The sequence below is a fragment of the Synechococcus sp. A18-25c genome (assembly GCF_014280035.1).
Taxonomy (GTDB): domain Bacteria; phylum Cyanobacteriota; class Cyanobacteriia; order PCC-6307; family Cyanobiaceae; genus Synechococcus_C.
The window spans coordinates 1,395,891-1,407,584 of record NZ_CP047957.1 but is presented as its reverse complement, the minus strand read 5'-3'; the positions used below and the strand labels follow the sequence as shown (position 1 = coordinate 1,407,584).

General features: G+C 56.0%; 10 protein-coding genes. 3 read left to right on the top strand and 7 right to left on the bottom strand.

Annotated elements, in window-relative coordinates:
- Positions 1 to 3 precede the first annotated feature (3 nt).
- The 3 genes from SynA1825c_RS07825 to rpmG are packed head-to-tail and all read right to left on the bottom strand — an operon-like array spanning position 4 to position 2,504.
- Positions 4 to 2,010, bottom strand: coding sequence for a ribonuclease catalytic domain-containing protein (locus SynA1825c_RS07825; protein ID WP_255478314.1), 2,007 nt, complete (start codon positions 2,008 to 2,010; stop codon positions 4 to 6).
- A 36-nt stretch (positions 2,011 to 2,046) separates the two neighbouring features.
- Positions 2,047 to 2,268, bottom strand: coding sequence for a 30S ribosomal protein S18 (gene rpsR, locus SynA1825c_RS07820; protein ID WP_006041316.1), 222 nt, complete (start codon positions 2,266 to 2,268; stop codon positions 2,047 to 2,049).
- A 41-nt stretch (positions 2,269 to 2,309) separates the two neighbouring features.
- On the bottom strand, positions 2,310 to 2,504 hold the full coding sequence (gene rpmG / locus SynA1825c_RS07815) for a 50S ribosomal protein L33 (protein ID WP_186468802.1): 195 nt from the start codon (positions 2,502 to 2,504) through the stop codon (positions 2,310 to 2,312).
- A 128-nt stretch (positions 2,505 to 2,632) separates the two neighbouring features.
- Here rpmG and pheT point away from each other — a divergent pair, with 128 nt between their 5' ends.
- Complete coding sequence (gene pheT / locus SynA1825c_RS07810) at positions 2,633 to 5,089, top strand: phenylalanine--tRNA ligase subunit beta (RefSeq protein WP_186468801.1); 2,457 nt, start codon at positions 2,633 to 2,635, stop codon at positions 5,087 to 5,089.
- On the opposite strand, the gene rlmD is transcribed toward pheT, so the two are convergent.
- Positions 5,058 to 6,458, bottom strand: coding sequence for a 23S rRNA (uracil(1939)-C(5))-methyltransferase RlmD (gene rlmD, locus SynA1825c_RS07805; protein ID WP_186468800.1), 1,401 nt, complete (start codon positions 6,456 to 6,458; stop codon positions 5,058 to 5,060). The two genes, pheT and rlmD, sit on opposite strands and share 32 nt — an antisense overlap.
- Positions 6,459 to 6,538: 80 nt before the next feature.
- Between rlmD and SynA1825c_RS07800 the strand changes: the two genes are divergently transcribed.
- Positions 6,539 to 7,033 carry an allophycocyanin subunit alpha-B gene (locus SynA1825c_RS07800; RefSeq protein WP_186468799.1) on the top strand — a complete coding sequence of 165 codons (495 nt, stop codon included), beginning with the start codon at positions 6,539 to 6,541 and terminating at the stop codon, positions 7,031 to 7,033.
- 1,003 nt (positions 7,034 to 8,036) lie between these two features.
- Here SynA1825c_RS07800 and SynA1825c_RS07795 read toward each other — a convergent pair.
- Together SynA1825c_RS07795 and SynA1825c_RS07790 are read right to left on the bottom strand one after the other, a co-directional pair.
- Positions 8,037 to 9,128 (bottom strand): ribbon-helix-helix protein, CopG family, encoded by a 1,092-nt coding sequence (locus tag SynA1825c_RS07795; protein ID WP_186468798.1) that lies wholly within the window; start codon positions 9,126 to 9,128, stop codon positions 8,037 to 8,039.
- A 33-nt stretch (positions 9,129 to 9,161) separates the two neighbouring features.
- On the bottom strand, positions 9,162 to 10,679 hold the full coding sequence (locus tag SynA1825c_RS07790; RefSeq protein ID WP_255478313.1) for a DUF3370 domain-containing protein: 1,518 nt from the start codon (positions 10,677 to 10,679) through the stop codon (positions 9,162 to 9,164).
- A gap of 231 nt (positions 10,680 to 10,910) precedes the next feature.
- Between SynA1825c_RS07790 and SynA1825c_RS07785 the strand changes: the two genes are divergently transcribed.
- Complete coding sequence (locus SynA1825c_RS07785; RefSeq protein ID WP_186468796.1) at positions 10,911 to 11,093, top strand: hypothetical protein; 183 nt, start codon at positions 10,911 to 10,913, stop codon at positions 11,091 to 11,093.
- Here the strand turns inward: SynA1825c_RS07785 and SynA1825c_RS07780 are convergent.
- On the bottom strand, positions 11,075 to 11,668 hold the full coding sequence (locus SynA1825c_RS07780) for a sigma-70 family RNA polymerase sigma factor (RefSeq protein WP_186468795.1): 594 nt from the start codon (positions 11,666 to 11,668) through the stop codon (positions 11,075 to 11,077). The genes SynA1825c_RS07785 and SynA1825c_RS07780 overlap by 19 nt on opposite strands.
- Positions 11,669 to 11,694: the final 26 nt, after the last annotated feature.

The following is an 11,694-nucleotide window of genomic DNA, read 5'->3' as shown; positions in this document are numbered from 1 at the left end:
CGCTCAAGCTTCTGCGGCGAAAAGCAGGAGTTGATCTCGCTGAGAGTCAACCTGACGCACCGTCACCACCAGCGCGTCTCCAGGGTTGGACCCAGGTGGACATTCGGCTGCCACATCCATGGCCAGAGACTCGATGCGGATGAGCCCGAGACGATCCTGGGGTCTCAACCAGCGGAGAAAATCGGCGTTCCAGCTCTGATCGTGGTGCTGTTCAAACCAAACCTGTTGCCAATGACGCTGGTCTTCCCTGGCAATGGAGATGCCTTCGCGAATCGCTCCATCGAACTGTTCCAGAAGCTCTTGCAAGTCTTCTTCGGAACGGGGTTCCAGGCCATCGATCACAGCTGCGATCTGCCGTTGCACCACGAGATCGCCATAGCGGCGGATGGGCGAGGTGGCCTGCGCATAAGCCGGTAACCCGAGGCTGAAATGGGCCGCAGGTTGGGTTCCCATCAGTCCCCGGCTCAGACAGCGTTTGATCGCTGCAAAACGCACGGCTCCTTCGGGCAAATCCTCGAGTTGGGCCGGTGAAGGCAGATCGGCAGGCAGCTGACTGCGGTAAGGAAGAGCCAGATCGTGATCAAGACCGAATCGAGCCGCAACAGCACCCGCCAGGATCATTGCTTCCGCCACCATGGAACGCGCGGGTCCAGGCTCGGTGATCTGCACGCTCAATGCCTCATCACGGCAGCGAATGCGTCCTTCCGGGAGATCCATCAGCAAGGCTCCCTGCGACACACGCCACCGTCGACGGCGTTCCAGCAAGGCGTGGAGTTCCGCCAGATCAGCGTCTTCAGGGGGAGCAAAATCGATTAACTCGTCCGCATCCTCATAGGTGAGTCGATAACGCGGCTTTACCCAGCTTCTTTGGATGCCGTAATCGGCAATGTCACCATCGGCATCGAGTTCAACCCAAGTGCTCCAGGCCGGATTGCGCTGACCGGCAAGGAGGCTAAAGGGCCCTGTGGAGAGTTCCGAGGGAAACATGGGAAGAATTCCCCTCGATAGATAAAGACTGCTCCCGCGTCGGCGAGCCTCTTGATCCAACAGTGAGTCGTCGTCAATCAGCCGCCCAGGGTCGGCAATATGAATCCAGAGCCTCTTGGTGCCGTCATCGCAACGTTCCAGTGCGACCGCATCATCAATGTCGCGTGTCTCGGCATCATCAATCGTGAAGCAGGTCTGCCCAGTCAGATCAACCCGTTTGTCATCACCAGGACGTGGCCCCTCATGGTCGGCCATGAGTTGGTTGACCTGCTCGACGATCACATCGCAGAACCCGTGGCTCCAGGTGGTGCCATTCATGGCTGAGAGCTGGTGTGGATCCCATTGATCGAGGTCGATCAGCAGCGATCGGAGTTCATGGCGCTCTGGCGCCACTCGGGCTGACTTCAGCGCCAGAAGCAGCTCATCATTTAAGTCTTCGGGCTCAGTTTCAGTGGCCACAACGCTCTGAAGATCCAACACCCACCGCTGATGGCCGGCATCTAGCGCGCTGAAATCCAAAGGTTGTCGAGACTTCAGTTGGTCAATCCAAAGCCGGCTTCGGTGGGCTTGAAGCGACTGTTTTCGCCGCTCCAGGCGTCGTTGCCTGATCTCGGTGGAGGACCGGGGCTGGATCATCCCCTGTTTCCAACGAAACAGATCTTGCTCCGTTTTCAGCGCGAGCCAGCACACAGCACGCTGAATGGGCTCGTCAGAACCGCAAGCCAACTCAGCGAAACCAGCCAGATCAATCGTCTCCGATGATTCCGAGAGCAAGACCCATAACTGGCCCCATTCGCGACGTGTGGGATTGGCTTGGTTGAGGTTTTTGAGATCGAAAGACCATGGAGAAACCCCCAGGCGAGTGGGTTGATCCGAACCACTCAACTGGGGGTAAATGAGCTCAACGTGGCGAGAAGGAACAACTTGTTCCTTGGCGTTAAAGCCAACTCTCAAACGACGTTTGCTGCCTTGAAGTGCAACAACGACGGCAAGTTGAGCGGTTTTAGCGTCGCTAACGCCCACCAGATCTCCCGGTTTGCAGTCAGCGCTGGCCAGAAATCAACCCTCGGGATTCACGAAGGGCAGCAGGGCCACAATGCGAGCACGCTTCACGGCGTTGGTGAGATCGCGTTGCTGCTTGGCGGTGAGGCCGGTGAGACGACGGGGAAGAATCTTGCCGCGCTCAGTGATGAACTTTTTGAGCAGATCCACATCCTTGTAATCGATGGGATCGCCAGGCTTGATCGGTGAAAGACGCTTCTTGAAGAAGGAACTGGACATGGAAGATCAGGAACGGTGAGAAGACGAAAAGACCTGCAAGATCACTTGATCTCCTTGTGGAGAGTCATCTTGTTGCAGTGGGGACAGAACTTTTTGATCTCCAGCCGTTCGGTGGTGTTCCGGCGGTTCTTCTCGGTCGTGTAACGGGACACGCCCGGGGAACGCTTGGCGGGATTGGACCGGCATTCCGTGCACTCAAGAGTGATCACGATCCGGACGCCCTTGTTCTTGGCCATAAAGGACGTTGCGCCGCAGGTGCGAAGCGAAGTGACAAACATTCAGCTTACAGGTCCACCTCACGGCCAATGCCTGTCACCTGAGCGGATGGGAGTTCGTAGGATCACGCGCCGAGTTCCACCTCCCGATGCGGGTTTCTCTCTCCTGGCTTAAGGATCTTGTGCAGGTGAATGAACCCGCTTCACAGCTGGGTGAACGGTTGTCGATGGCCGGTTTCGAAGTGGAGGAGCTCGACGATCTCTCCAGCCTGACCCAGGGTGTCGTGGTCGGTCATGTGCTGGAGCGTGACAAGCATCCCAATGCCGACAAGCTGAGCGTCTGCAAGGTGAATGTCGGTACGGACGAACCGTTGCAGATCGTCTGTGGTGCGAAGAATGTGCGTGCAGGGATTCATGTCCCCGTCGCCACTGTGGGCGCTGTCCTCCCGGCGGTGAATCTCACCATCAAGGCAGGGGAGCTGCGAGGAGTCAGCAGTCAGGGAATGATCTGCTCCCTGTCCGAACTCGGGCAGAGCAGCGATGTCGATGGCATTGCCATCCTGGACGATCTGGTGGACGAGCTTCCTGAACCCGGTTCACCGATTGCTCCGGTGCTCGGTCTCGATGACACGGTTCTGGAGCTGGCAATCACGGCCAATCGTCCGGATGGTCTCTCAATGACAGGGATCGCCAGAGAAGTAGCGGCCTTAACGGGGGCTGATCTGTCGCTGCCGGACGCCAACGCTCCGGAGCAGATTGAATCCCTGCAACCGGATGCGGCATCCGCGGAGGCGATGACGACCGGAGGCATCTATGCACTGACGGCCGTTCAAGGGGTCGATGGGTCTGCGCGGTCTCCCCAGTGGCTGCAGCAGCGGCTGCAGAGGGGAGGGGTCAACCCTGTCAATGCAGTGGTGGACATCACCAACCTGGTGATGCTGGAGCAGGGACAGCCGTTGCATGCCTTCGACGCCGATGCCCTGGAATCCCTCTGTGGTCAGAGCATCCAGGCCTCTGACTTCGGGTTGCGACAGGCCCGCACCGATGAGCTGTTCACCGGTCTTGATGGTCGCGAAATCAACCTGGATGAGCGCGTGCAGGTGGTGACCTGTCGCGACCGTGCCGTGGCCGTGGCTGGGGTGATGGGGAGTGCCGAAAGTGGTGTGACCGACAGCACCAAGCGCATCTGGCTTGAATCGGCACTGTTCACCCCCACATCGGTGCGCAACAACAGCCGGGCCACCGGGCAGCGAACCGATGCCAGCACCCGTTACGAGAAGGGCCTGCCGCGGGAGGTCACTTTGCTGGCGGCTGGTCGGGCTCTCGCGTTGATGGCTGACATGCAAGGTGCGCAGGTAGGAACGTGCTGGCAATGTTCTGCCGAGCAGGGACCTGACCCCGTCGTGACGCTGCGGCGTCATGCGTTGCATCGCCTGCTGGGTCCACTCGCGGCCACGGATGAAGCGACTCATGCCGTTGATCTTTCAGATGAACAGGTCGAGGCATGTCTGTCGGCCCTCGGTTGTGCACTGACCCCCACGGAGGATGGATGGACGGTGGTTGCGCCCCCTTCCAGACGGATGGATCTCCTGCGCGAAGTGGACCTGATTGAAGAGGTGGCCCGTCTCGTGGGCTTCGACCGGTTCCAGTCTCATCTTCCTGATCCACTCCGACCTGGTCAGCTGACTTTGGCGCAGCAAGCCGAACGTCGACTGCGTCAGCGCTTCTCTGCCAATGGTCTTCAGGAGATCACCACGCTGTCACTCACCAGTGCTGATGTGAATGACCCCAATCGCATTGGGATCAGCAACCCTTTGCTTGCGGAAACAAGCCACCTGCGCACGTCTCTCTGGCAGGAGCACCTCCAAGTCTGTCGACGCAATCTGCAAGCGTCCCAACCGGGTTGCTGGGTGTTCGAAATCGGTCATGTTTTCCGTCCCGAAGGTGAGTCGATTGCTCAGGACTCACGGCTCAGCGGTGTCATCTGTGGTGAGCGGCGCCTGTCCCGTTGGCAGACAAGCGGTAAGCCGCAACCGCTGACCTATCACCAGGCCCGTGGTGTTCTGGCATCGGTGCTGGCGTCGCTTGGGATTGAAGTGCAAGACAAGCGACTGAACGACGATCAGCGTTTGCACCCTGGACGCGCTGCCAGCTTGGTCGTGGAAGGCCGTCCTCTGGGCTGTTTTGGGCAACTTCATCCGGCGCTGTGCGAGAGCGAGCAATTGCCTGCGGAGACTTATTTGTTTGATCTGGATCTGGCGCGCCTGCTCGCAGCAGCGACGCGAAGCAACCGTTGGAGCCCGCAATTCAAGGCCTACTCCACGTTGCCTGCATCTGAACGGGATCTCGCCATGGTGGTGCCGCGCAGCCTCCCATCAGGCGAGCTGTTGCAGGCCATTCGCAAAGCGGGCAAGCCGTTGCTGGAGTCCGTGGAACTGATTGATCGCTTCGAAGGCGGTCAACTCAGTGACGCGCAGTGCAGTCAGGCTTTTCGTCTTCGGTATCGCGGTAAAGACAGCACGCTCACCGATGAGCAAATTCAACCGGTGCACGACAAGGTGCGCCAAGCGTTGGTCAAGCAGTTCCAGGTTGAGCTGCGCAGTTGATTGACCGCATCAAGACCAGACATTCCAGATGGGACGTTTGGGGAAAGAAGTCCATCGGCTGGATCGCCTCGATCTTGTAGGGGCCTTGATCGCTTGCTAATTCGCGAAGATCCCGCGCCAGTGTCGCGGGATCGCAACTGAGGTAGGCCAAGCGATGGGGTGGCTGCTTCAGGATCATCGCCAACACGTCAGGGCTCAGGCCCTTCCGGGGAGGGTCCACCACAAGAGCGTCGTGATGTGGAAGCAGCTCTTGGAGATGCTTGATCACATCTCCGTCGATGAATTCTGTGTTCTGCAGATTGTTTCTTGATGCATTGCGCTGGGCATGGCGGATGGATGCCGAACTGATCTCCAGTCCAGTCACGCTGTGGCCGTGAGCAGCAATCGGAAGCGCAATGGTGCCGATCCCGCAGTAGGCATCAATGACGCGCAAAGGTTCTCCTGATGTGGAGAGCCAATCACAGATCATCACCACCGCCCGTTCGGCACGGGCCGTGTTCACTTGGAAGAACGTGGTGGTTCCCAGTTCGAGCTTCAGCCCACAGAACTGCTCATCGATCGAATCCTGCCCCTGCAGACAGATGGTTTGCTCGCCAAGCACCGTATTAGATCGACGCGGTTGCAGATTGAGGGTCACCCCTTTCACCTGGGGCCATCGTTTTATCCAACGTTCACTCAAGCCGTCGATTCCCGGCAAAACCTCCGTTGCTGAGATCAGAGAAATCAAGACATCTCCAGTCCGGACGCCAATACGAAGCCCGAGATGGCGAAGCCCTGCTTTGCCACGGAAATCAGAATCCATGACCCAGCCAGTGGACAGCAGATCCGCTTTGATCTCTGGAATCAAGGCATCCAGTCTTGGATCCAGAACCGGGCAATGGTTGAGGTTGACGATCCGATGGCTGCCTCGGCGGTAATACCCGAGGCGCAGGTTGCTTCCCTCCATCAACAGAGGAATCAGGGCACGATTGCGGTACCCCAGGGATTCAGATTCGGGGCTGATGAGGGGACTGAGGGGTGCACTGAGCTTTCCAATCCTCGTGAGTGTGTTGTGAAGATGCCTCTGTTTCCAAGCGTTTTGCCCTTCGACCGAGAGATGTTGAAGGGAACATCCGCCGCATTTGTGGGCCAGGATGCAGGGTGGCCGACGTGCATCGGTTGACGGCTGAAGCGTTTCCAGGCGACGGGCCAGCCACATGCGCCGTTGGCGTTGCTGAAGCTGAACTTTGGCTTCTTCTCCTGGAAGCAGTTCGGGCACCGCGATGACCCAGTCGTTCCAACGGGCAAGCCCCCGTCCTTGCTGGTCCAGGTCCTCGCCGAACACCGTGATGATCAGCCCCGGTTGTGGCGTGTCCTTGATCGCTGTCATTGCAATGGCGTAACACCCCACGGCACCCAGCCATGACAGGGGTTGAAGCGCTTTAAACTCTCTTCAGCATGCCAGCCGTCATGAGCGTTGTAAGGGATTTGATCCTCCAGGCCGATGACGACCTGCGTTACCCCAGCAGTGGTGAGCTTCGCTCCATGGTGGAGTACCTCAGCCAGGGATCGATTCGCTTGTCTGTCGTGAAGATCCTCACCGACAGCGAAAAGAAGATCATTGATGAATCAGCAAAGCAGCTGTTCAGCCTGCGCCCTGAATATGTCGCCCCTGGTGGTAACGCGTATGGCCAGAAACAACGGGCCCAGTGCTTGCGGGACTACAGCTGGTATCTGCGTCTGGTGACTTACGGGGTTCTGGCGGGAAGCACCGAGATGATCGAGCAGATTGGTCTGATCGGCGCTCGAGAGATGTACAACAGCCTCGGGGTTCCGATGCCGGGGATGGTGGACGCCATGCGTTGCATGCGTGAAGCAGCGCTGGTTCTCCTGTCAGAGGAGCAAAAATCCATCGCTGCGCCTTATTTCGACTATTTAATCCAAGGCATGCAGACAAGCACCTAAAGCTTGGTCTTCGAGATTGCATCATCCCTGCCTGTGAGTTCACGACTTTGGCATCTCATACAAGACACGCCTTGGGTCTGATTTAGGGTCTCGAATGCGAATCTTGATTAAATAATCAATCCATCCGTTGATTGGTTGATCGGCGACATCAGTCTTGTGTTGCTCGGTTTCCCAAAGTTGGCTGCACTTTGGTGTACTTATTGCTCAGAGCCCGACCTTGCCAGTCGCAAGAGTCTCATTTAAGACTTGTTATGAGTCTTGCCAATCATCTCACTTGAGACAATCGGGCTTGTTTGAACGGTGGCGTTCACGTTTTGGATGGACATCGATCGCCAGCATTGGACGCTTGTGGCTTCAAGAATGTGACACGACTGCGACCAATCATCGGATCGCAATGAGCCATGTGCAACGCTTGCGTCACTGTGTCAACAGCAGAGACGCAAGCCGAGGAAGCATCGCTGTAGTTGACGTTTGCATGCATCAAAACAGGCTTGGACATGGACATAAGACGTCTGGACAGCCCATTTGCTCGCTTTTGGCGCTCTCTGTTGCAATAGCGGCTCGCCACTGCTTGCGACCTTGACAACACCGTGAGAAACGACGTTCAGAATTGCTGCTCTCCAGACCTCAATCCCATGCAAATAAAACCATCGAAAAAAATGATCTTGATGCAATCAAGACCGATGCTGTCAAACAGTCTCCGCAAGACTCTCAGCCAGGTCACTTGAATCAGGCAGCAGAAACTCAGTATCATTAATCGAATTCAAGACTTAAATAAGACTATTAACAAGTCTCAGTTACGACGCTAGCGACAGGTTTCGACCCAACAAATCGTGCCCCTACATCAGTAGCTGCAAGCAAAAAGTGATCGCAATTTTGCGTTCAGCTCTTTGGCCCGCAAGGCGAATTCAAGAACTGCTCGAGCTCTGCACGAAGATCCAGTGCAAATTCATTTATTGCATTTAAGACACATGATGAGTCTCGTATCGGGGTCCACCCAAGATCAGTTAGACGACTCTTTTTGCCTGTAGAGCTCCTTCAGCATCTGATAAGCCTCATTCAGCCGACGCATGGCTTCTGTCGACCCACCAGAGTCTGGGTGCACTTCCACCGCTTTGCGTTTGTAAGCATTACGAATGGATCGAAGCGTATGCGATTGGCCCGCTTGGGTTGGCAAATCCAGTTGCTTCAAGGCTCCATGCAACGTCATCGTCGACTCCAGCGTCTCGAATGAGGTCACTTTGCGACTTCGCTTAAAACGACTCACAAAGCGACGGATGAGCGTTGGGATTCGATCGGGAACGGAACCACTGGCGAAGGGATCTTCTAAGACAGCTGCAGCCACGATCACCTGTTCGAATCGCGGCGATGGAACCATCCATTCGGTGCAGTATTGCTGCATGGATTGATTCACCTGACTCCAGGTGAAGGTGCGTCCTTCACTGCCATCGATATGGGGCCAAATATCACGAGCCATCCAGAGCATCACCGCCTCCATCACGGTGGCTCCAGGGCTGGATCCATAGAGATTGATCCAGTGGTTCAATGCGACCTCAAACCATTGCTGCAGTTCCGATTCACGAATCACCGGAACGACGGGTATCTCTGCGCTGGCTTGGGGCGGAGTGCTCAGGCTTTCACGAATGGCACTGCTGCGTTTGCGCACAAAACCGGGAAGATCGATGCCACCGCCAGCGCTCGATGAGCGCTTTGGAGAAGTGTCGAGATTGCGTTTCTGCTCGGTGGAACTGTTGGCCGAGACAGGTTCGATGCCGCCTTTAAACCCCACCAGTACAATCGCTCGGTCTTCGTCATAGCGAGGATGAAGGGGTTGCCCCTCTGTGAGACCAACCGGTGATGGTGCGGATGGGCGGTCACGCGACGGTGATCCTGCGCTCGTCTCCTTCTCAGGGGAGTCGAAGTGCGGAGCCTCGACAACCGATGACTCCTGCTCCTCAGCGTCCGGCTGAAAAATTTCCTCGAGAAGACGGCGTAAACACTCACCTCTGGATCGAATCTTCCAATCTTTGCGAAGGCAGTCGATTTGTTCGACAAGCTCTTCAGGCAATTCCAGGCTGATGCGCTTGCCGCTCATAAACCTTTGCTGAACAAATCCACAAACACCCGATTACTGACCCTGAAGGCGACGCAGCCAGTCCTGCTGAGCGCGGATGGCTTCACGGTACCGCTGCTCCAGTGAATTGTTCACCCTCTGAGGCATGATTATTGCCGCTGGCATCAAAGACGAGCCACCGCCACGTGGTGACACGATCATTGGGGGTGGTGATAAGGGTTGCACCGGTTCGGTGCCAGGTTCTAGCTGTGGATCTGGCGTGGGTGTTGGCTCAACGTGCTGAGTGACCGCCGGCGGCGCCTGCTGTGGAGTCACAGTTCGCGTCTTGGATTCGCTGGCAGCCTGACGCGCAGCGTCCAGCATCTGTTCACGCTGGCGCAGGACTGCCAGTTGCGTCACGGGTACAACACTGAGCAAATGTCCCGGTGTGGCATCTGCTGGATAGACAAGACTGACCTTGACAAGATTATTGGTTCCTTCCTGAAGATTGAGATCAGAAATTGAAAGGCTTTGACCCGAACGCATTCCCACATGAACCTCTTTGTATCCCTCATCGGTTTGGATGCCGATGGAACCACGGAATGCTGTGAAGGGTGAGCGTCCTGCTGCAACTGGATGACTCAAGACCAATTCATGATCACCATCTCCGAAAAGATTCATTTCCACGTCAAATCTCACGCCATAAGTGCCAACGTTGTTGACAGCTGAATCAATCATGCGTGTGCTGAGTTGATTCACCTGAATATCGCGTGTTCCAAAATGGTGTTTGCTTGTGCTGGTTAAAGGCACGTGCAATGGACCTTGATCCAGATCGTGCTGAATCACTGCTGAATATTGATCACCGAGTGCAACGCCAGCAACGCGTGAAAACACCTGACCAGTTTCAATCTCACGAATACGATTTAAATAGATTCGGCCTGGAGCCAAACGACCTCGATCGAGAACAGCGATCAGGTCCTGTTCATTTCGCGTTTCCTCAGCAGCAACAACAGCCATGTGGAATGGGCCATTGCTTTGTCCACGCAACAAGCCGTTCATGATTCCCCGAGCTGGGAGAATAGTGCTGACAATTACTTTACTGCTGTTGGGAGGTATGACGATTTCCTGCGGCAGTTTGCGATCGAGCTCACCACGAAGAATTTGAACAGCCGTTGCATCTCCAGGTCCTGTATTCCATGGCCTGGGACCAAGAGGCTTGACACCCATCAGTTTGTTGGGGTGATACGGGGCTTCAAAGCTGTTTTTAACAGAACCTTCGCTAAAGGTCAGGGTGATTGGTTTTGATCCTGGATTGATTGCAATCGCAGCAACTGTTAGCAAGCCGCGATCACGCCTTCCGCCTAATTTACTTGAATCCTGTGGATAGTATTTATGGTGCATATGTACACCAAATGCACCGTTAAATGTGAACGTTGCATTATTGATAGGCTGATTATTTTCAAATGCGATGCCGCTGCCTGGTGCTGTGTTGACCAGGATGCCCGGGCCTTTCACTATTTCTGGCTGATTGGAGTGAAGAACGGGAATATTGTTGAAGCTGCCATTCAACGCCCTCGCGCGTTGGCCCGCCATGAGGGGGACGTATGCGTGGGCGGGGAGAAACACCTGTGTCCCGGCTGTCGCGAGCGAGACGCCGATCAGGACCAATGCTGGGAAATTCTGAGACATTTGCGACCAGCCAGGGCGTCCCGAAGGACTCAAGTTCCAAACCTAATCGTCAGATGAAAAACCGCCAAGTCGGAACGAACGGCGCAACCAAAGCGGTCTTCTCGCCAGGATGGGAACACCGATGATCTTGGATTCATGTTTCCTTCATTTACCTGTGCTCCTTGTGCTGACGGTGATTGGGAGCGTCAACACAAAGAGAGGAAACTGCGCATGCTTCGCTTCTGGCGCGACGGACTGGAGCGTCAGATCGCAGCAGTCTCTGCAGCGATTTCCACATTGGAGCAACAAATCGAACGTGATCAATCCAGCCAGGGCTGAGTTCTGAGTTCATGTCTCAGGCTGTTCAGTCCTCGTTTCAAACGGCGCTGAACCGTCATGGCGCTGACGCCAATGCAGCGGCCGGCTTGTCTGAGGCTTTGCCCTTTCAAAACGACGTGGGTAACGGCTTGACGCTCCGGCTTGTCCAAATCGGCGAGGGCTGTCATTACTGCTCTGCTGCATTCAAGTTGTTCGGGCTCCGTTCTCACGGGTTCCATCGAAAGCAGTTGGTCCAGATCACTGGTGATCAGTGAGCGTCGCTGCTTCGCCGCATTCATCAAGATGGACGAATGCGATGCAGCCCCCTGATCTCGGCGTGGAATGCGCATCAAGGCCGCGCCATCTCTGAGGTAATGCAAGATTGCTCCTCGGATATGGGGTTTGGCAAACGCCGCAAAGGGCACTGACCTGTTGGGTTCAAAGCGCTCAGCAGCCCGCAGGAGACCAAGCAAGCCCACCTGCCTGAGGTCTTCCTGGTCTTGTCCGCTTGACGCGGCGTAATGCCTCGCGACGGGGTCAACAATGGTCAGGTGTTGTTCAACCCTGGCATTGCGGTTTCTGTTCAACGTGTTCATCGGTCTGTCGGAAGGAACGCCTCGAA

What these genes read in the sequence shown, in the direction of transcription:
- SynA1825c_RS07790 (WP_255478313.1), bottom strand. Translation starts at nt 10,679, where the DNA reads ATGGCGGGCCAACGCGCGAGGGCGTTGAATGGCAGCTTCAACAATATT.
- SynA1825c_RS07795 (WP_186468798.1), bottom strand. Translation starts at nt 9,128, where the DNA reads ATGAGCGGCAAGCGCATCAGCCTGGAATTGCCTGAAGAGCTTGTCGAA.
- rpsR (WP_006041316.1), bottom strand. Translation starts at nt 2,268, where the DNA reads ATGTCCAGTTCCTTCTTCAAGAAGCGTCTTTCACCGATCAAGCCTGGC.
- rlmD (WP_186468800.1), bottom strand. Translation starts at nt 6,458, where the DNA reads ATGACAGCGATCAAGGACACGCCACAACCGGGGCTGATCATCACGGTG.
- rpmG (WP_186468802.1), bottom strand. Translation starts at nt 2,504, where the DNA reads ATGGCCAAGAACAAGGGCGTCCGGATCGTGATCACTCTTGAGTGCACG.
- SynA1825c_RS07780 (WP_186468795.1), bottom strand. Translation starts at nt 11,668, where the DNA reads ATGAACACGTTGAACAGAAACCGCAATGCCAGGGTTGAACAACACCTG.
- SynA1825c_RS07800 (WP_186468799.1), top strand. Translation starts at nt 6,539, where the DNA reads ATGAGCGTTGTAAGGGATTTGATCCTCCAGGCCGATGACGACCTGCGT.
- SynA1825c_RS07785 (WP_186468796.1), top strand. Translation starts at nt 10,911, where the DNA reads ATGTTTCCTTCATTTACCTGTGCTCCTTGTGCTGACGGTGATTGGGAG.
- pheT (WP_186468801.1), top strand. Translation starts at nt 2,633, where the DNA reads ATGCGGGTTTCTCTCTCCTGGCTTAAGGATCTTGTGCAGGTGAATGAA.